Here is an 18920-nt window from a genome sequence, read left to right on the forward strand (position 1 = left end):
GAGGAGATCTTCGGGCCGGTGCTGTCGGTGCTGACCTTCCGCACCCCGGCCGAGGCCGTCGAGAAGGCCAACAACACGCCGTACGGGCTGTCGGCCGGGGTGTGGACCGAGAAGGGGTCGCGCATCCTGTGGATGGCCGACAAGCTCAGGGCCGGCGTGGTCTGGGCCAACACGTTCAACCGGTTCGACCCGACCGCCCCGTTCGGCGGGTACAAGGAGTCCGGGTACGGCCGCGAAGGCGGCCTCCTCGGGTTGGAGGCCTACCTCGATGTCTGATCAGCGACTGGCCATCCGCAAGACCTACAAGTTGTTCATCGGGGGCGCCTTCCCCCGTTCCGAGTCCGGCAGGTCCTACGTCGTGACCGATGCGAAGGGCGACTTCCTCGCCAACGCCGCCCGCGCCTCGCGCAAGGACGCCCGCGAAGCGGTGGTGGCCGCGCGCAAGGCGTTCCCCGGCTGGTCCGGCGCGACCGCCTACAACCGCGGCCAGATTCTCTACCGCGTCGCCGAGCTGCTGGAGGGCCGGCGTGACCAGTTCGTCGCCGACCTCAGGGCCACCGGCCTGTCCAAGGCAGCGGCCACGGCCGAGGTGGACGCCACCATCGACCGATGGGTCTGGTACGCGGGCTGGTCCGACAAGATCGCCTCGGTACGCGGCACGGCCAACCCGGTGGCGGGGCCGTACTTCAACCTCTCCAGCCCGGAACCGGCCGGAGTCGTCGGCGTGCTGGCCCCCGGGTCCGCGCTGCTCGGGCTGGTCTCAGTGGTCGCCTCGGTGATCGTCACCGGCAACACCTGCGTGGTTGTCGCACCGGAGACCGCGCCACTGTCCTCGATCACCCTGGCCGAGGTGCTGGCCACCTCCGACCTGCCGGGCGGGGTGGTCAACATCCTGACCGGGCGGCAAGCGGAGCTGGCGCCCTGGCTGGCGTCCCACATGGACGTCAACGGCCTGGACCTGACCGGCGTGTCCGACCCCGACCTGGCCCTGAGCTGCGAGCAGGCGGCCGCCGACAACCTCAAGCGCGTGCTGCGGCCCGCGGACACCGACTGGTCCGCGAGCCCGGGCACCGGCCGGATGACCGTCTTCCTGGAGACCAAGACCGTCTGGCACCCCCTCGGGGGCTGACCTCTAACCCAACCGCACAACCCCCAGAGCACGGCGCAGCGCCGTGATCTCAGCACACTCATGCCGAAATCGGGAGGATCGCGATGGAACCGACTGGTGTTCTCGTCGTCGGGAGCATCACCGCGGACGTCACAGCGTTCAGCCAGCGGCTGCCGCACCGCGGGGAAACAGTGCTCGGCGACGACTTCACTCTCGTCCTCGGGGGGAAGGGCGCCAACCAGGCCGTGTCCGCCGCCCGAGCGGGGGCGCCGACGTGGATGGTCGGCTGCGTGGGCCAGGACCCCTTCCGTGACATCGTGCTGTCGGGCCTGGGCTCCCACGGGGTCGAGCTGACGGAGGTCCGCACGGTCGAGGGCCGCACCGGCGTGGCGCACATCCGGGTGGACGCCTCCGGCGAGAACGACATCGTCATCACGCCGCTCGCGAACGCCTCCCTCGACGTCGAGATGGTCGACGCCAGCATCCGGGCGGTCGGCGACGCGGCCGGCGTACTCCTGCTCCAGTTGGAGATCCCCGCGCACGTCACCTGCCACGCGGCCGAGGCCGGAGCCGCCGCGGGGCTGACGGTCGTCCTCGACCCGGCCCCTGCGCAGACCCTGCCCGAGAGCGCGTGGCGGCACATCGACGTGGTGACCCCGAACGAGAGCGAGGCCGCCGCCCTGACCGGGGTGCCGGTCATCGACCTCGACTCCGCCGGACGGGCGGCGTCCTGGTTCCTCGAGCGCGGGGTCAAGCACGCGCTCATCACGCTCGGTTCGGCGGGTGCTCTGTCGGTGACCGCCGAGCGGACCCGCCACTTCCCCGCCTACCCGGTGACGCCCGTGGACACCACGGCAGCGGGCGACGCCTTCACCGGCTCCTTCGGCGCGGCCCTCGCCGCCCGGCTGGACGTCGACGCCGCGATCCAGCGCGGGATGGCCGCGGGCGCGCTCGCGACCACCCGGGCCGGGGCCAGCCCCTCGCTGCCCGACCGCACCACCGTGGACACCCTGATCAGCACCTCACCCTTGGAAGGAGCTTCCCGATGAGGCGCAACAACGGAACGCTCAACGCCCAGCTCGCTCGTGTGATCTCCGAGGTCGGCCACACCGACCAGCTCATCGTCACCGACGCGGGCCTGCCCATCCCGCCTGGGGTGGAGCGGGTCGACCTCGCCATCAGGGAGAACCTGCCGCGCTTTCTGGACGTGCTCGACGCCGTCCTGGACGAGGTGCAGGTGGAGGGTGTCCTGCTGGCCGAGGAGATCCGGCAGCACAGTCCCGCGATGCTCGAGGAGATCCAGGAGCGGTTCGCGCGGCTGAACATCCCTCTGCGGTTCGTCCCGCACACCGAGTTCAAGCAGGCCACCGCCTCGGCGCGGGCGGCCGTCCGCTCCGGCGAGTTCACCCCGTACGCCAACGTCCTGCTCACCGCGGGCGTCGTGTACTGATCGGGAGGCAGGCATGCACCTTCAACTCGTCGACGTTCACAAGTCCTTCGGCGACAACAGCGTGCTCAGGGGAGTCAGCTTCGAGGTCTCCCCCGGCGAGGTCGTCGCGCTCGTCGGGGAGAACGGCGCCGGCAAGTCGACGCTCACCCGCGTCATCTCCGGAGCCCACCAGCCCGACGCCGGCCGGCTCCTGATCGACGGCGTCCCGGCGGCCTTCAAGGACCCGCAGTCGGCCATGGCCCGCGGCATCGAGGTCATCTACCAGGAGTTCCAGCAGAACCTGTTCCCGCACCTCACCGTCGCGGAGAACATGTACGTGCTCGACCGCGAACGCCGCTTCGGGAACCTGTTCGTCTCCAAGCAGCGGATGGCCGAGGCGGCGGGGACGGCACTGCGGCGGCTGGGCATGGAGATCGACGTCCACCGGCCCGTCGGAGATCTCGGCGTCGCCGAGCGCCAGATGGTCGAGATCGCCAAGGCCATGACGCACGACCTCAGCCTCCTGATCCTCGACGAACCCACCGCGGCCCTCGACGAGCGGGAGTCCGAGCAGCTGTTCGCCCAGGTCCGCGGGCTGCGCGCGGCCGGCGTGTCGGTGATCTACATCAGCCACCGGCTGGACGAGGTCTTCCAGCTGGCCGACCGGATCGTCGTGCTGCGCGACGGCCGCGTCACCCTGGACGCGCCGCGCGGCGAGCTCGACCCGGACAGGGTGGTCACGGCCATGGTGGGCGACACCGTGGACGACTTCTACCCGAAGGAGCGCAACGCCACCAACCAGGTCGTGCTGGAGGTCCGGGGCGCCCGCCACGCCGACTTCCACGATGTCGACCTGCGCGTCCACGCCGGTGAGGTGCTCGGCATCGGCGGGGTCGTCGGCTGCGGGCGCAGTTCCCTGCTGCGGGCGCTGTTCGGCCTGCGACCGCTGGCCGGCGGGTCCGTGAGCGTCGCCGGTACGCCGGTACGCGTCCGCGACGTACGAGACGCGATCGACAGCCGGATCGCCTACCTGTCACCGGACCGGCAGGCCGAAGGGCTGTGCATGAGCCTTTCGGTGGAGGCGAACGTGTCCCTCGCCTCGCTACGGGACTACAGCCCGGCCGGCAACGTCGTCCGGCGGGCCAAGGAGCGCGCGGCGACCGGCCAGGTGATCTCCGACCTGCGGGTCCGCACCGCCTCCCCGGCTGCCGCCGTCGGGTCGCTGTCCGGCGGGAACCAGCAGAAGGCGCTGTTCGCCAAGTGGGTGATGACCCGGCCGCGGGTGCTGCTCATGGACGAGCCGACCCGCGGCGTCGACGTAGGAGCCAAGACCGAGATCTACCGCATCATCAACAAGCTCACCGCGGACGGCGTCGCCGTCGTGCTCGTCAGCTCAGATCTGCCGGAACTCGTCGCCATGTCCGACCGCGTGGTCGTCATGCGCGAGGGGCGGCTCGTCGCCGAACTCGCCGGTGACCGCCTCGACGAGCAGTCCATCCTCAAGCACGCCCTGGTAGGTGCCGTATGACCTCGAAGCTCAAATCCGCCGCGAGCCAGTTGCGTGCGGTATGGATGCTGCTGCTGGTCGGAATCGTCCTCTCGGTGGCCTCACCGGTCTTCCTCACCCCGACGAACCTGCTCAACGTCGGGCTGGCCACCTCAGTCGCCGCGCTGCTGGCCGCGGGCCAGACCTACGTCATCATCCTGGCCGAGATCGACCTGTCCGTGGGCGCGGCGCTGGGCTTCTCCTCGGTCATCACCGCGATGACCCTGCGCGACCACGGCCTGCTGCCCGCGCTCGCCGCGGGGCTCGCCGTCGGCGCGGTCATCGGCCTGGTCAACGGCCTGCTGGTGACGAAGACCCGGATGCCGTCGTTCATCGCGACCCTGGCCACGATGTCGGTCCTGGCCGGGCTCACCCTGCAGATCACCGCGGGCAACCCGATCGCCGTCACGGACTACGACTTCCAGGGCATCGGGCAGGCGCGTTTCGCCGGAATCCCGGTACCCGTGTGGATCATGCTGGTGGTGTTCGGGCTGTTCGGGTTCGTCCTTGCGCGTACCCGCTTCGGCCGGTTCGTCTACGCGACCGGCGACAACGCCGAGGCCGCCAGGCTCTCCGGCATCCGCACCCACCGGATCAAGATCCTCGCGTTCGTTATCAGCGGCGTGCTCGCCGCGACGGCCGGGTTCATCATCACGGCGCGGCTGTCGACGGCCCAGCCGACCGCGGGCAGCGGCCTCGAACTGGCCGCGATCGCCGCAGTGATCATCGGAGGCACCAGCCTCGCCGGCGGACGCGGCAGCCTGCTCGGAACCCTCGTCGGCGCCCTCGTCCTCGGCGTCATCGACAACGGGATGAACCTGCTCGACGTGTCGCCGTTCCTGCAGAACGTCGTCAAGGGCCTGGTCATCCTGCTCGCCGTCTTCCTCGACCGCAACATCGACTCCCTTCGCGCGCTCGTGACGCGCCGCGACGGGGCCGGCGCGCCGCCCGCGCCCACGCCCGTCGCATCCGAACTAGCCCAACGCTGAACACCCCGAACTCGCCCAACGCTGAACACCCCCGCAAAGGAAATCCCATGCGCACAACCCGCCTCGCCGTCGTCCTGACAGCCGTCGCCGCCCTCTCCCTGTCCGCGTGCAGCCGCGGCGGTGACGCCACCACCGCCTCCCCCGCCGCCGTGTCCGGCAAGAAGGACGCCACCATCATCATGAGCACGCTGAACAACCCGTTCTTCGTCAGCGTCAAAGACGGCGCCCAGGCCCAGGCCACCAAGTCCGGCATCAAGCTGACCGTCCAGAACGCCGACAACTCCGACGCCACCTTCCTCAACCAGGCGACCACCGCCATCTCCAAGCAGACCGGAGTCCTCATCCTCGACCCGGTGGGCAGCCAGTCGGCGACCAGCTCCGTCACCCAGGCGAACGCGGGGAACGTTCCCGTGATGGCCTTCGACAGGAAGCCGACCGGCGGCAACCTCGCCTCCTTCGTCGGCTACGACGCCGTCCAGGCGGGGAAGAACGCCGCTGACGCGCTGGCCAAGGCGATCAACGGCAAGGGCAAGGTCGTCGAGATCCAGGGCATCCTCGGCACCAACGTCGCCCAGGACCGCAGCAAGGGCTTCGAGCAGCAGATCGCCACCTACAAGGACATCACCGTCGTCGCCAAGCAGGCGGCCAACTTCGACCGCTCGAAGGCGCTCGACGTGATGACCAACGTCCTCCAGGCCAACCCCGACATCGACGGCGTGTACGCCGCCAACGACGAGATGGCCATGGGCGTGCTCTCCGCGTTGAAGGCCCGCAGCCTCGTCGGAAAGGTGCAGCTGGTCGGCAACGACGGCATCGCGGACGCCCTCGCCGCCGTCGAGAGCGGAGAGATGTACGCCACGAACGCCGAGTCGCCCTACGCACTGGGTCAGAAGGTGGTCTCACTCGCCGGTGACATCCTCGCCGGGAAGAAGGTGCAGGCCGACGAGGTGCTCGAAGGCAAGCTGGTCACCAAGGACTCGGTCAAGGACTACGCGAAGTACCTCCTCGAGCTCGGCGACACGTCCGGCGTCCCGTCCTCGCTCCGCTGAATCAGTGGCTTGTCGCCCCTGGGTGGTGCCATGGCAGGATCACGGGTTCGGCCGGGACGTCGCCGTCGAGTAGGCGCGCCAGCAGGGCGGCCACGTCGAGGGGGATGACGCGTTCGGTGGTGGTTCGCAGCTCGGGCAGAGTCCACCGAGCGGAACAGGACATCATCGTCCCGAACCCAGTGACCCGAGCTGACGGCCACAACCGGTCCGACAGCGTCAGGACTCACCTGATGCCCAGTCTCCTCGCGCAGCTCACGGGCGGCGGCCGTGGCCAGCGCCTCGCCCGGCTCGACACCGCCGCCTGGAGTGAACCACGCGTGATCGGGCTTCTTCGTCAGCCCCTGGCCGTAGTACAGCAAGAGGCGGTCGCGATCGTCGACGAGCAGGATGCGGGCGGAGGGGCGCAGGATCGCTTCGGGCATGATCGCGAGAATAGGCGGACGTCGTGCGGATTCGGTACGAGAACGCCACGACCCCGAAGCCGACTGATCAGGAGGGTCCCGCAGCCGTTCTCCGAGCCCCGGCCCATCCCGGCAAAGACGGCGGCCCGCCGCATCGCCAAGACGGCCACCCCGATTCCGTTTCAAGCACGCCACGCTGACGGCTACCGATCCCCGGCGAGCCGGGGATCGGTAGGGGGACTACTTGAGCCAGAGCATGTAGCCGGTGGGCACGTCGGTGCACTTGTACGCGTTGAAGTTCTCACGCACATACTGCTGACCGGCGTCCACACACGCGTAGCGACTGCCGTAGACCCCGTAGGGCTGCCAACTGGCAGCCTGGGCGGGCACGCCGAGCCCGATGACCGCCAGGGTGGCGATTCCAGCGCCCGCGAGCGCAGTCCGTACACGCATATTTGACTCCCCTTCACCACTTGGGACAATGCACGAAGATCATCGCAGGGTGGGACGAGCCGGGGACTGGATAGATTTATCAAGTGATCTAATCAATATCGTCAGCTCTCGCCCTTGCGGATGACCTCTCGCGCATGACAAAAAGGAGGGTGCAGCGCGTCACGCTGGCGGATCGTTCCAACGGCCAGGCGTTGACGATCCGCTCCGCCGAACCGGCCCGCGCTCCTAGATCACCAGGCGGATCTACGCCCTCGCCGACCTCACCGAGGACGACAAGCAGGCACTCACGGATTCCGCTCATACGGCAGACGACGAGCCGGCTGTCACCGAACCGTCGCCTGGTCGAGGCGGAGCAACGACAGACCTGGCTGGAACTAGTCTTGGCTCAACGAGGAGTAGGCGGCGACGTTTCGGCTCGTTTCCGGCAGGGCGCCCAGCTTGTTGACCTCGTTCGCCAGTCCTTCGAGAACCGCGCGCAACTGGACCTGTGTGACCTCCGCGAAAGTACGCAAGTAGGCGATACGGCGTTCCAGTTCCTCGGCTTCGACCGAATGGACCTCGCCGCTGGAGCGATAGACGTTGACCGCCTGGCTGGCGGCCTCCTCCGCGCGCTGCTGCGACTCCTGGAGTATCTGCTCGTACTGCTGACGCGCTTGACCTACCAGTCGGCGGGCGTAGTCCTCCGCCTCGGCTATCTGGGCGTCTGCCGTCTGCTGAGCGCGGGAGAGGAGGTTGACCGCGTCGACGTTGAGCCTGGCCTGCTGCGTGGCGCCCGGGTTGGTGGTGTCGGTGCCGTGGTCCTTGTACCAGTTCTTCAGGCGGTCCACCTCAGCGCGCAGCTCGGCCTTCTCCATGTCACTGGCCGTCATGTCCTCGGCCATGCGATACAGGAAGTTACGTACCTCATCTACGTTGAAGCCGCGGCTTCCGAGCTTGGCGCGTGAGAAGTCCTTGTTCCGTACCCGATCCGGTGTGAGTGGCTGGCGGGCGTTCGACGGGCTCTGTGCCCAGGGCGTCTCTCCCATCACTGCTCCCTACCTACGGCACTGGTGAACTCGTCGAAGCGGATTTGCTGGGGCGGCACGCCGGCGTCCAGAAGCCGTGCGACCGTGCTCTGAACCATCTCTTCGGAGCCGCATACGAAGACATCCTGCCCGCGCCAGGCTTTCAACGCGACGTCCACCACATAGCCGTGCTCACCCCGGTAGCGGTTGTCATGGGACACGACGGGCACCACACTCAGCCATGGGTTCTCGGCGTCCATCTTGGAAAGCGCCTCGATGTCGTACAGCTCGCGAGATGTCCGGGCACCCATGAAGAGCCGGACGTTGCAGCGCGACCCTTCGTAGGCCACCTGCTCCACCAGCGCCTTGAGGGGAGCGAGGCCCGTGCCACCGGCGATCAGGAGGAGATCCCTGGGCTGGGTCGTGTCGAGCGTCAGCTGATCGCCCATCGGCGCGCCTACCCGCAGGATGTCGCCGCGTTGCGTGCCGTGCACCAGAGTCGTGCTGACCGCGCCTCCATCGACCACGCGTACGTGCAGGTCGATGGTGTTGTCCCGGCGTGGCGCGTTGCCGAAGGAGTAGAAACGCCACGTTCTCTGTCGCTGCGCGAACGAGATCGACGCGGACTGCCCCGAGCGGAAGGGGTACGGGTAGTTCAGGCGGGCCCGGATCACCGCGATGCCAGGGGCGCGCAGCTCATGAAGGATGATCTCGCCCTCCCACCAGGGCGGTGAGGTGGTTGCCGACTCTTCGGCCGCCTCGACCATCACCTTCGAGACCAGGCCATACGCCTGGGTCCAGTCGTGCGCCAGGGCGGGAGTCCAGCGATCGCCGAGGAAGTGCTGCAGGGTGGCGAGCAGCGCCTGCCCGACAGCGGGATAGTGCTGCGCGACCACGGAGAACTTACGGTGGTCACGGCCGAGCTGCTGGAGGAACGGAACCACGTCCTCCACTCGGTCGACGTTGCTGACGACGCGCCCCAGCGCGCTGACGAGCCGGTCTCGCTGAGTGGCCATGGACACCGGGAACAGGCCGCGCGTCTCGGGATACATCAGGAAAAGGGCTGAGTAGAAGAACAGCGGCACTTGATCACCCGACCGAGCGACCAGGTGCCAGCTGTCCTTTAAAGCTTGCGTGTCCACTTACTGGGCTGCCTCTGCGGGCTTCTCCACGATGGACCCTCGCACCTGGCCTAAGACCGTCAGGACGTGCTGCACGACCTCCTCATCGGCACCGTACTCGTCCCGGAGCACCATGATGAGCAGGCCGCCGACCTTCTCATAGTGCTCCCCGGTGACGCCCATGCCCTGGTGCGCGTCGGCCAGGTCATGGCCTTCGTACACCTCCGGGCCACCGAGGACGGAGCACAGCAGCATGACCATGTGCCGCTTGAGCCGCGCCATGTCGACGTCGGCGAAGTACGGCTTGAGGTCGGGATCGTCCAGCACGAGCGTGTAGAAGCGGTCGACCACGTCGCGGACGGTCGGAGCGCCACCGATCTTCTCATAGTGCGAAACCATAAGTACTACAAATCCTCCCAAATCGGACACGCAGTAGCGCGCCACTTCCGGCGCAACGGCGTGTGTTGCGGGAAGTCAATTTCTTGGTCCTGTGCTGTTGCGGCGCCCTATCCAGCGAGGCGACCGTCAGTCGTTCGCCTGGGTGTCCCCCTCGATGGAGGTCACGACCTCGACGTCCATACGGGCCATCGACCAGGTCTGCGCGCTCAGGACACGGCAGGGGCCGGCGGGCCCACCGAAGGCGACGGCCGCAGGCGTCTCGCCCACCCGCGCGGGCCACACGGAACTCTCCATCGCCGATGGACGAGCCGACCGGTGGGGAGCCGATCGGTGGGGAGCCGATCGGTGGGGAGCCGGCAGAAGCAGGCCGATGAGCACAGGCCGCGGGACGACGCCGTATCCCGTTACCGTCGCCACCACCTCAGCCAACGCTTCGGGCGGTCTGAGCGCCATTCATGCCCCCATAGAGCGGGTCCCCCGTGCAGGCCGTATACCTGTACCGGCCCTAGCCCCTTCAGGCTTCCGCGCACGTGATCATGTCTCAGGCACACTAGGGGGTGATCAAGGCGCTCGCAACTTGTCCCACGCGGAAAGTGTTCCGTTTTGGACAATCGGTCCGCATTTAATGTCCGTTTTAGACAGCCAATGCGTATTAAATGCCCACCCTACCTGGCATAACCGATATCTCCGGCGGCCTTCCCCGCCGCATCTTGGATCAGACCGGCGCCAAGTGGCCGGTGATCGACAGCGAACCTGCCACCTCGCGGCTAGAGGCTCTGGAGGGCGGCGACGAAGTCCGACTGGAGGGAGTCCAGGCGGGCGCGGGCCTCGGCCGGATCCATGGACAGGGGGGCGGCGTGATCGATGCCCACCGCGCTTACCTGCTCCTCCATCTGCTCGCGAACAGACATCTGGGCCGCGCGAAGCGCCGTCACGATGGCCTCGGCCAGTTCGTCGATGGCCATCGTCCGCAGCACGCGCGGGTCGAGCCGGAGGTCGCGAACCAGGCCGTCGGCCTCCACGGTCGCCTTGATCTTCCCGTCTGCCGCCGTGGCCTCACCGGTGACGTCACGAAGCCCGCGCATCGCCTCGCCCAGCTTCGCCATCGCCTCGTCGGCCTGCCTACTGATCTTTTCGAGCTCTTCGGGCGTGACGTCGAACATGGCCTCGAGTTGATCAAGGTTGGCTTAACCGGCCCCCAGCGAACGGTGGCATTCCGCCGAACATTGGGTGAACCACGACGATCAAGGTCTGCCGAGTCGCAAAGATGACCTTGACGTACCACATCAAGGGGAGCCGCATGTCTTCGCAGGAAGAAGCACGTTTCATCACCTCAAAAACGATCTACGCGATGAGCGAGCACTACGGCGACATCTGGGATGACTTCCTGCTCAGCAAGAAACGCGTCTGGCTTGAGGCAGACCTCGAAGACGCCACCTTCGGCGTGACCCTGTCGAAGATCTTCAAGTCGGCGTACGACAAGGCGTATGAAGGCTGCATTGACGCGCTGGACGACGGCCGCGAGGTGGCCGGGGACATGTCCAACGCACTGTCCATCTGTGCCCGCAACTGGCAGAGGGCCGAGCAGGCGAGCACGGTGAAGTACCAGTGATCGCGCCCAGGGCGACCCTTCTCGCGATCCGGCGGCTCAGCGTCTTCGCGGGCGTGCCCCTGGTGGGACTCTCCTTGCTGGAGAACCTGAACGTGGACGTGGACAAGATCGAGAAGGCCGCCAAGCTCTGGAGAAATGCGGCCAGAGCCCTCGACCGCCCCGTCGAGACGTTGGACGGGCTCCCCGCTGCGGCGCGGAAGGGCTGGATCGCCGACGATCAACGCGAGTTCTCCCGGGTGACGGGCCACATGCACACGTCCACCGAAGAGCTGCGGGACGCGCTCGACAAAATGGGGGAAATCCTCGAGACCACGGTCTTCGCGTTCCGGGTGTTCGGGAAGGCGATGGCCGGTTTGGGCGTCACGATCTCAGCCGCCTCCGTGTACGCGCTCACCATGATGTTGACGTCGCCCTACACCGCTCGCGTGTACCTGAGGTATCTGGCGAGCGCCGCGGACAAGGTGCTGACCGGGATGTGCGCCGTGCTCATCACCTACGTCATGGGGCAGGCGACCGTTCTTGCCGTCGTCGCCAGCGAGGCCCAGCAAATGGGCGGCATGGCGAAAACGTTCCTCGATCCGAATGGCTTTTCGAGGGCGGAGCTGCGCGAGGTGGACTTCTCCTCTGTGAAGATCGATACCAAGAAGTTCCCCACCTTCACGAACTTGGAGTCCGATCAGAAGGTGCCTGATGACTTCTGGGTCGCCCCCAAGCCCAAGACGTCGTCTTAGCCGGTTCCGCACGGACCGGCTTCGTCGCGGGTCGGTCACTGAGGATCTCCGCCCCCTCGCGTGGATGCCCCACCGCGCTGTGGGATCGCTCCGCAGTGAATCTCTTGACGGAGTCGCTGATGCGGACACGGGCATAAAGCGCCATCACGCCCATCACCCGTTCCATGCCCTCAACCACGATCCCTGCCAAGTGCGAGATCAGGCCCTCAACACATCCCGGGATGCACTCAACTACCGGATGGCCCCGCGTCACAAGATCAGCGACAGAGCCCGTCGATCCGTACCTGGCTCTGCACATGAGTCCGTACGCCGACACCGCGGGCGCCTTGCGTCCCGGATCCGGCGCTGTCCATCACGAGGGTGCCCTAGCGAGCGACCTGCTGGTCGATGAGAGCGTCCCGGTCGAGGCCTTCGGCGACGTTCCTCCAGGGTGATGAGTGACCCCCAAGGTAAAGCACCAGGTCAGGCCTCCTGCAGTTAGCCTGCGTAATGCCATTTTTGCAGCGCCCCGCCGGTAGTGCAGATGCGCAGGTCAGAGGAATAGCACATTCCTGGATCTCCTGCCGCAAGACCCATTTCAGGATCACTCCGGCCAGCGCGCTCGACAATCGATCGACCTGCAAGAAATGCTTCTAGGCTCGGACACAGCCGTCCTTGGCGACAGCGCGAGGGCGCAGCCCTCGCCCTCGGGCAAAGCGCCCGAGCGAAGCGAGGACCACGCCCTTGTGGGGGTGTGGGGGGCGCTGAGCCCCCACAAAACACAGCCCGAGCCAGTAGCGCGAAGCGCCACTAACGAGGACCTCGCCTGTAGCCCAAAAAGAAACAGCCCGAGCGTAGCGAGGCCCTTTGACTACGCCTTTGGTTAGGCCTTGAGCCAGCTCATCATCGGGCGCAGCTTGGCGCCGGTCTTCTCGATCGGGTTCTCGGCCAGCTCCTCGCGGTAACGCGTGAACTCCTTCTGGCCGCCGTCGAACTCTTCCACCAGCTGGCGAGCGAACGTCCCGTCCTGGATCTCGCCCAGGATGCGGCGCATCTCCGCGCGCGTCTCGTCCGTGATGATGCGCGGCCCGCGCGTGTAGCCGCCGTACTCGGCGGTGTCCGACACCGACCAGTACATCTTCGAGATGCCGCCCTCGTACATGAGGTCGACGATGAGCTTCATCTCGTGCAGGCACTCGAAGTACGCGACCTCGGGCTGGTAGCCGGCCTCGATGAGGGTCTCGAAGCCCGCCTTGATGAGCTCCGACACGCCGCCGCACAGGACGGCCTGCTCGCCGAAGAGGTCGGTCTCGGTCTCCTCGGTGAAGGTGGTGCGCAGCGCGCCGGCGCGGGTGCCGCCGATGCCCTTCGCGTACGAGAGAGCGAGGTCGAGGGCCTTGCCCGAGGCGTCCTTCTCGACCGCCACGAGAACCGGCACGCCGCGCCCGGCCTCGAACTGCCGCCGCACCAGGTGGCCCGGACCCTTGGGGGCGACCATGCAGACGTCGACGCCCTCGGGCGCCTCGATGAGGCCGTAGCGGATGTTCAGGCCGTGGCCGAAGAACAGGGCGTCGCCCTCGACGAGGTTCGGCGCGACGTGGTCGGCGTACAGGTGGCGCTGGATGTGGTCCGGCGCCAGGATCATCGTGAGGTTCGCCTCCTCGACCGCCTCCGAGGGCGTGAGGACGCGCAGGCCGTCGTTCTCGGCCTTCTCCCGGCTCTTGGAGCCCTCAGGGAGGCCGACCCGCACGTCGACGCCCGAGTCACGCAGGGAGAGCGCGTGGGCGTGGCCCTGGCTGCCGTACCCCAGCACGGCCACGTGACGCCCCTGGATGATCGAGAGGTCGGCCTGGTCGTCGTAGTAAATCTCGGTCACTTGCATAAACCTTTCAGGCGGTACGGTCCAGTGCTCTGAGGGACCGGTCGGTAATGGAACGGGCGCCGCGGCCGATGGCCACCATGCCCGATTGGACGAGCTCTTTGATCCCGAACGGTTCGAGCACCTTGACGAAGGCCTCGAGCTTGTCGGGGGTGCCGGTGACCTCGATGGTCACGGCGTCGGCCGCCACGTCGATGCAGCGGGCGCGGAAGAGCTGGACGAGCTCCAGCACGTGCGAGCGGCTGTCGGCGTCGGCCTTGACCTTGATCAGCATGAGCTCGCGCTGCACGGACTGGGTCGGGTCGAGCTCCACGATCTTGAGCACGTTCACCAGCTTGTTGAGCTGCTTGGTGACCTGCTCCAGCGGCAGCTCCTCGACGCTGACGACGATGGTCATGCGCGAGATGTCGTCGTGCTCGGTCGGGCCCACGGCCAGCGAGTCGATGTTGAAGCCGCGCCTGCTGAACAGCGCGGACACACGCGCCAGTACGCCCGGCTTGTTCTCCACAAGCACCGAAAGCGTATGCCTACTCATCTTCGCTCTCCCACCTTGGCGCCATGTCCCGGGCGATCTTGATGCTGTCGTTGCTCGTGCCCGCCGCGACCATCGGCCAGACCATCGCGTCCTGGTGGACCACGAAGTCGACCACGACGGGCACGTCGTTGATCTCCATGGCCTTCTTGATGGTCGCGTCGACGTCTTCCGGTCGCTCGCACCGCAGCCCGACACAACCATAGGCCTCCGCCAGTTTGACGAAGTCGGGGATCCGGCGTGACGTCTGGAGGTTGGTGTTGGAGTAGCGCTGGTCGTAGAAGAGCGTCTGCCATTGGCGGACCATGCCGAGGTTACCGTTGTTGATGATCGCGACCTTGATCGGCACGCCCTCAAGGGCACAGGTGGCGAGTTCCTGGTTGGTCATCTGGAAGCAGCCGTCGCCGTCGATGGCCCACACGGTGCTGTCCGGCCGGCCCATCTTGGCGCCCATCGCGGCCGGCACGGCGAAGCCCATCGTGCCGAGGCCGCCGGAGTTGATGAACGTGCCCGGGTTCTCGTAGTCGATGAACTGCGAGGCCCACATCTGGTGCTGCCCCACGCCCGCCACGTAGTAGGTGTCGGGCCCGGCGATGGCGCTGAGCCGCTCCATGACGTACTGGGGGGCCAGCGACCCGTCCTCGAACTCCTCGTAGCCGAGCGGGTAGGTCTCCTTCATGCCGTTGAGCAGCTTCCACCAGTCGGCGTAGTCACCCTCCAGCCCGGCGGTCTCGAAGGCGGCGAGCAGGTCGGTGATGACCTCCTTGCAGTCGCCCACGATCGGCACGTCGGCGTGACGGTTCTTGGAGATCTCCGCCGGGTCGATGTCGGCGTGGACGACCTTCGCGTTCGGCGCGAACGTCGAGAGCTGGCCGGTCACCCGGTCGTCGAAGCGCACGCCCAGGCCGATGAGCAGGTCGGACTTCTGCAGTGCGCCGACGGCCGTGACGCTGCCGTGCATGCCCGGCATGCCCATGTGCTGGGGATGGCTGTCGGGGAACGTGCCACGTGCCATCAGCGTGGTGACGACCGGGATGTTGGTCAGCTCGGCCAGCCGGAGCAGCTCGGGTGCGGCGCCCGCCTTGTGCACGCCGCCGCCCACGTAGAGCACCGGGCGCCGGGCCTCGGCGATCAGCTTCGCGGCCTCGCGGATCTGCTTGGAGTGCGGCCGGGTCACCGGGCGGTAGCCGGGCAGCTGCATGGTCGGCGGCCAGGTGAACGTCGTGTCGGCCTGCAACGCGTCCTTGGAGATGTCGACCAGCACCGGACCGGGACGGCCCGTGGAGGCGATGTGGAACGCCTCCACGATCGTGCGGGGGATGTCCAGCGCATTGGTGATCAGGAAGTTGTGCTTGGTGATCGGCATGGTGATGCCGGAGATGTCGGCTTCCTGGAAGGCGTCCGTGCCGATCGCCGCGCTGGCCACCTGGCCGGTGATCGCCACGATCGGCACCGAGTCCATGTAGGCGTCGGCGATGGGCGTGACCAGGTTCGTCGCGCCGGGGCCGCTGGTCGCCATGCACACCCCGACCTTGCCGGTGGCCTGCGCGTACCCCTCGGCCGCGTGACCCGCGCCCTGCTCGTGCCGTACAAGCACGTGCCGGACCTTGGTCGAGTCGTACAGGGGATCGTAGGCGGGCAGGATGGCGCCGCCGGGGATCCCGAACACAGTGTCGACTCCCACGTGCTCCAACGCCCTGACCAGGGCCTGTGCACCTGTCATCCGTTCGGTCATCGGCTCGTTCCTTGTGTGGCTACACCTTAAGGACATAAAAAATGCCCCATCCACCGGAGGTGGTACTGGGGCGGCGCGCAGGCTGTAGTGCTTCGCTATCGGCCCGCGCGCCGGCGAAGTACTACGAGAATCTCACTGCGAAGCATGGCCACACCTTAGCCCCACCGGAGGGCCTGGTGTCAACTTCGTGGACACATGTCTCAAACCGTGAGACTGGTCCGCATCAGCGAGTCCACTCCGCGAGCCGCCATCGGCCGCGCCACCAGGAAGCCCTGGCCTCTGGTGCAGCCCATCTCCCGCAGGAGTTCGAGCTGCTCGGGGCGCTCGATGCCCTCGGCCACCACGATGAGGCCCAGGTCGTGGCCGAGCCGGACGATCGTGCGGGTGAGCAGGGTCAGCGTCTCGTCCCGGGCCAGTCCGGACACGAACGACGGATCGATCTTGATCATGTCGACCGGGAGCTGCCTGAGGAAGGCCAGCGAGGCGTAGCCGGTGCCGAAGTCGTCGATGGCCAGCCGTACGCCCAGGGCGCGCAGCTCTGACAGCCGCTTGACCGTCTCCTCGGCGTCCTCGACGAGCATCTCCTCGATCACTTCGAGGGTGAGGGCGGAGGCGGGCAGCCCGCTCTCGGCCAGCGCCTCCTCGACCGTCTCGACGAAGCGCGGCGCGGTGATCTGGCGGGCCGACAGGTTGAGCGACAGTCCGATGTCCCAGGAGGAGGCCCGCCAGGCGGCCACCTCGCGGCACGCCTCGTGCAGGATCCACTCGCCCAGCGGCACGATCAGGCCGGTGTCCTCGGCGGGGCCGAGGAACTGGTCGGGCGGCACGAACTCCGAGCCGCGCCACCACCGCACCAGCGCCTCCACCGCGGTCACCCGGGAGGTGGCCAGGTCGACGACCGGCTGGTATTCGATGGCGAACTGGTGCTCGATCAGCGCCCGCTGCAGGTCGGCCGCCAGCTCCAGCCTGCGTACCACGTCAGCGTGCATCTGCGCGGCGAACACCTCCACCCGGCGCCCGCCCAGCTCCTTGGCCCTGGCCATGGCCACGTCGGCGTTGCGGATGAGGTCGCCGGAGGGCATGTCGTCCTCGGCGAAGGCCACGCCCACGCTCGCGGTGAGCGCCACATCGCGGTCGGCCACCCGGAACGGCTCCTGCGAGACCGCCCTGACCAGGCGTTCGGCCAGGTCGACCGCTATTTGCGCCTCGCCGCCTGTCTCCAGGAGCACCGCGAACTCGTCGCCGCCCCACCGGGCGAGCGTGTCGTCGGGGCGTACGGCACCGCGCAGCCGGCGCGCGGCCTGCCCGAGCAGGTAGTCGCCGCTGGCGTGGCCGACGGAGTCGTTGACCGAGGTGAACCCGTCGAGGTCGAGGAAGATGACCGCTACGTTGCCGGACATCCTGCCGGACAGCACCTCGCGCGTGCGCTCCTCGAAGTAGGAGCGGTTGGGCAGCCCGGTGACGCCGTCGTGGAAGGTCAGGTGGGCGACCTGGTTGCGCAGGGCCTCCTCGTCGCTCACGTCCCTGGTGGTCACCAGGAGCTGGTCCTCGCCGCCCACGTGGCGGGTGGCGACGGACTCGGTGGGCCGCCAGGTGCCGTCGGCCGCGCGTACGCGGCAGGCGATCAGGCAGGCCCCGGAGGTGGCGCCCTCGTCGTCGAGGCCCATCGCGCGCAGCGCGGCCTGGATGCCGGGTACGTCCTCCGGGTGGATGTAGTCGAAGATCGTCCCGCCGACGAGCTGCTCGGGGCGGTAGCCGTACGTCACCTCGACCCCGGCACCGATCTCGGACACCACGCCCTCGTAGTCGCAGATCAGCACCACGTCGCCGGTGCTCTCGGCCAGCTCCCTGAGCTGCCGGTCGCCGAGCGAGACCTGCCTGCGCAGCCGCACGTTGGCCGCGGCGAGCACGAACAACCGGAGGACCAGGAGCAGGACCACCGAGGCGATGAGCACGACGACGCCGGTGACCGGCGTCTGCGCCTGCCCGCCCGCCAGGTGCACGAGCAGCGTGCAGGTCGCGACGGCGACCAGGGCCATCGGCACCACCGCGATCAGGTTGCCGATGGCGCTACGGTCCGGGCGGGCGTCCGGGTCGGCCGGGAGCCGCCCCCAGGGCACGGCGGCCAGGAGCAGGTACGCCACAGGCGCGATCATGATGCACCACGTCGGCGGGACCCCGCCGGTGAGACGCGCGATCGCGGCGGCCACCCCGGCGACCGTGGTGGTGGCGAGCACGCCGATGCCCGCGAGGCCGATCGGCCAGGCCGCGCTCCTGCTCGTGATGACAGAGGGGATCACGGCGCAGGTCACCAGCAGGGTGATCATCGGCGGCAGCATGGCGAAGGTGAACATCGCCGGGTCGGCGGCGTCGGCGTAGACCTGCCGCAGCAGCACCACCCAGGCGATCACGAAGACCGAGGCGGCGCACAGGTAGGCGCCGGTGACGTGCCGCAGCACCACCGTGGCGGGCAGTCTGCGCCGGGCCGCGATGAGCACCCCGCCCGCCGTGAGCACCCCGCCGAGCAGCACGAGCAGGTCCGCGAAACTCACCGCGACGCTGGAACTGTCGGCGATCGGGCGTACCCCGACCCCGGCGGCCCAGACGATGGCTCCGCTGCCCATCCAGCGGGCGCCCATCGCGGTCGAGCGGTGCTCGCCCAGCTTGACCGAGGCGACCAGGAGTGAGGCGGCGGCGAGCAGCGCCGCGAGCAGTCCGGCGATCGCGCCGGTGAGCAGAGCCGGGCCGCCCGCAAGGAGCGCAGCCGCGAACCCCGCCGCACCGAACGCCGCCGCGGCGGCCAGTGGTGCCCGTGGATCACGCCAGCGGATCACAGTCGTTAGCCCATCCCGTCTCGAACACTGTCTCAGTGATCGCCGAAGTCCGGTCGATCACATCGCCAGTGTGTGCGTTTGCGGGTGTGCGGGTGGTGACAACGACGATGTCGTCACCG

At 68.0% G+C, this 18920-nt stretch carries 20 protein-coding genes and 1 pseudogene; 9 read left to right on the plus strand and 12 right to left on the minus strand.

The annotated features are described in order from the left end of the window. The 7 genes from KLK06_RS35020 to KLK06_RS35050 form a co-directional block, all read left to right on the plus strand. A partial coding sequence (locus KLK06_RS35020; protein ID WP_214639903.1) for an aldehyde dehydrogenase family protein occupies window positions 1–276 on the plus strand: 276 nt, incomplete at its 5' end. Further along, complete coding sequence (locus KLK06_RS35025; protein ID WP_214639904.1) at window positions 269–1129, plus strand: aldehyde dehydrogenase; 861 nt, start codon at window positions 269–271, stop codon at window positions 1127–1129. The genes KLK06_RS35020 and KLK06_RS35025, both read left to right, overlap by 8 nt. 83 nt (window positions 1130–1212) lie before the next feature. Beyond that, window positions 1213–2157 carry a ribokinase gene (locus KLK06_RS35030; protein WP_214639905.1) on the plus strand — a complete coding sequence of 315 codons (945 nt, stop codon included), beginning with the start codon at window positions 1213–1215 and terminating at the stop codon, window positions 2155–2157. After that, window positions 2154–2558: a D-ribose pyranase gene (gene rbsD / locus KLK06_RS35035; RefSeq protein WP_214639906.1), complete on the plus strand. Its 405-nt coding sequence runs from the start codon at window positions 2154–2156 to the stop codon at window positions 2556–2558. The genes KLK06_RS35030 and rbsD overlap by 4 nt, the downstream gene beginning before the upstream one ends. A 13-nt stretch (window positions 2559–2571) precedes the next feature. Continuing rightward, window positions 2572–4065 carry a sugar ABC transporter ATP-binding protein gene (locus tag KLK06_RS35040; protein WP_214639907.1) on the plus strand — a complete coding sequence of 498 codons (1494 nt, stop codon included), beginning with the start codon at window positions 2572–2574 and terminating at the stop codon, window positions 4063–4065. Further along, the gene (locus KLK06_RS35045) at window positions 4062–5072 is read left to right on the plus strand and encodes an ABC transporter permease (protein ID WP_214639908.1); all 1011 of its coding nucleotides are present in this window, start codon (window positions 4062–4064) and stop codon (window positions 5070–5072) included. Before KLK06_RS35040 ends, KLK06_RS35045 begins: the two co-directional genes overlap by 4 nt. A gap of 47 nt (window positions 5073–5119) precedes the next feature. Continuing rightward, window positions 5120–6121, plus strand: coding sequence for a substrate-binding domain-containing protein (locus KLK06_RS35050; protein ID WP_214639909.1), 1002 nt, complete (start codon window positions 5120–5122; stop codon window positions 6119–6121). Between the two features lies 1 nt (window position 6122). Here KLK06_RS35050 and KLK06_RS60380 read toward each other — a convergent pair whose 3' ends face one another. From KLK06_RS60380 to KLK06_RS35085, 8 genes and pseudogenes are all read right to left on the minus strand, one after another. Continuing rightward, on the minus strand, window positions 6123–6287 hold the full coding sequence (locus tag KLK06_RS60380; RefSeq protein ID WP_250906523.1) for a hypothetical protein: 165 nt from the start codon (window positions 6285–6287) through the stop codon (window positions 6123–6125). Between the two features lie 46 nt (window positions 6288–6333). Next, window positions 6334–6543: pseudogene (locus KLK06_RS63190) on the minus strand (NUDIX domain-containing protein); the annotation flags it as partial. Between the two features lie 219 nt (window positions 6544–6762). Beyond that, complete coding sequence (locus tag KLK06_RS35060; protein ID WP_214639912.1) at window positions 6763–6975, minus strand: hypothetical protein; 213 nt, start codon at window positions 6973–6975, stop codon at window positions 6763–6765. 374 nt (window positions 6976–7349) lie between these two features. Further along, a complete protein-coding gene (locus KLK06_RS35065; protein ID WP_214639913.1) occupies window positions 7350–8000 on the minus strand; it encodes a DivIVA domain-containing protein in 651 nt (216 codons plus the stop codon). Then, window positions 8000–9064, minus strand: a complete 1065-nt coding sequence (locus KLK06_RS35070; RefSeq protein ID WP_308168587.1) for a globin domain-containing protein — start codon at window positions 9062–9064, stop codon at window positions 8000–8002. Before KLK06_RS35070 ends, KLK06_RS35065 begins: the two co-directional genes overlap by 1 nt. Window positions 9065–9121: 57 nt before the next feature. Next, complete coding sequence (locus KLK06_RS35075; RefSeq protein ID WP_214639915.1) at window positions 9122–9499, minus strand: group 1 truncated hemoglobin; 378 nt, start codon at window positions 9497–9499, stop codon at window positions 9122–9124. Window positions 9500–9625: 126 nt separating this feature from the next. Further along, entirely contained in the window at window positions 9626–9781 is a 156-nt protein-coding gene (locus tag KLK06_RS35080) for a hypothetical protein (protein ID WP_214639916.1), read from the minus strand. Window positions 9782–10266: 485 nt separating this feature from the next. Then, entirely contained in the window at window positions 10267–10662 is a 396-nt protein-coding gene (locus tag KLK06_RS35085) for a YbaB/EbfC family nucleoid-associated protein (protein WP_214639917.1), read from the minus strand. Between the two features lie 104 nt (window positions 10663–10766). Between KLK06_RS35085 and KLK06_RS35090 the strand changes: the two genes are divergently transcribed. After that, window positions 10767–11111: a hypothetical protein gene (locus KLK06_RS35090; RefSeq protein WP_214639918.1), complete on the plus strand. Its 345-nt coding sequence runs from the start codon at window positions 10767–10769 to the stop codon at window positions 11109–11111. A 74-nt stretch (window positions 11112–11185) separates the two neighbouring features. Continuing rightward, window positions 11186–11842 carry a WXG100 family type VII secretion target gene (locus tag KLK06_RS35095; RefSeq protein ID WP_214639919.1) on the plus strand — a complete coding sequence of 219 codons (657 nt, stop codon included), beginning with the start codon at window positions 11186–11188 and terminating at the stop codon, window positions 11840–11842. Window positions 11843–12704: 862 nt separating this feature from the next. Here the strand turns inward: KLK06_RS35095 and ilvC are convergent. From ilvC to KLK06_RS35115, 4 genes are all read right to left on the minus strand, one after another. Beyond that, complete coding sequence (gene ilvC / locus KLK06_RS35100) at window positions 12705–13688, minus strand: ketol-acid reductoisomerase (protein WP_308168605.1); 984 nt, start codon at window positions 13686–13688, stop codon at window positions 12705–12707. Window positions 13689–13710: 22 nt separating this feature from the next. After that, window positions 13711–14235 (minus strand): acetolactate synthase small subunit, encoded by a 525-nt coding sequence (gene ilvN, locus KLK06_RS35105; RefSeq protein ID WP_214639921.1) that lies wholly within the window; start codon window positions 14233–14235, stop codon window positions 13711–13713. Next, complete coding sequence (locus tag KLK06_RS35110; protein WP_250906524.1) at window positions 14228–15967, minus strand: acetolactate synthase large subunit; 1740 nt, start codon at window positions 15965–15967, stop codon at window positions 14228–14230. The genes ilvN and KLK06_RS35110 overlap by 8 nt, the downstream gene beginning before the upstream one ends. 200 nt (window positions 15968–16167) lie before the next feature. Continuing rightward, window positions 16168–18801 (minus strand): sensor domain-containing phosphodiesterase, encoded by a 2634-nt coding sequence (locus tag KLK06_RS35115; RefSeq protein WP_308168588.1) that lies wholly within the window; start codon window positions 18799–18801, stop codon window positions 16168–16170. Between the last annotated feature and the right edge of the window lie 119 nt (window positions 18802–18920).

This window comes from Nonomuraea sp. NEAU-A123 (assembly GCF_018603905.1).
Classification (GTDB): domain Bacteria; phylum Actinomycetota; class Actinomycetes; order Streptosporangiales; family Streptosporangiaceae; genus Nonomuraea.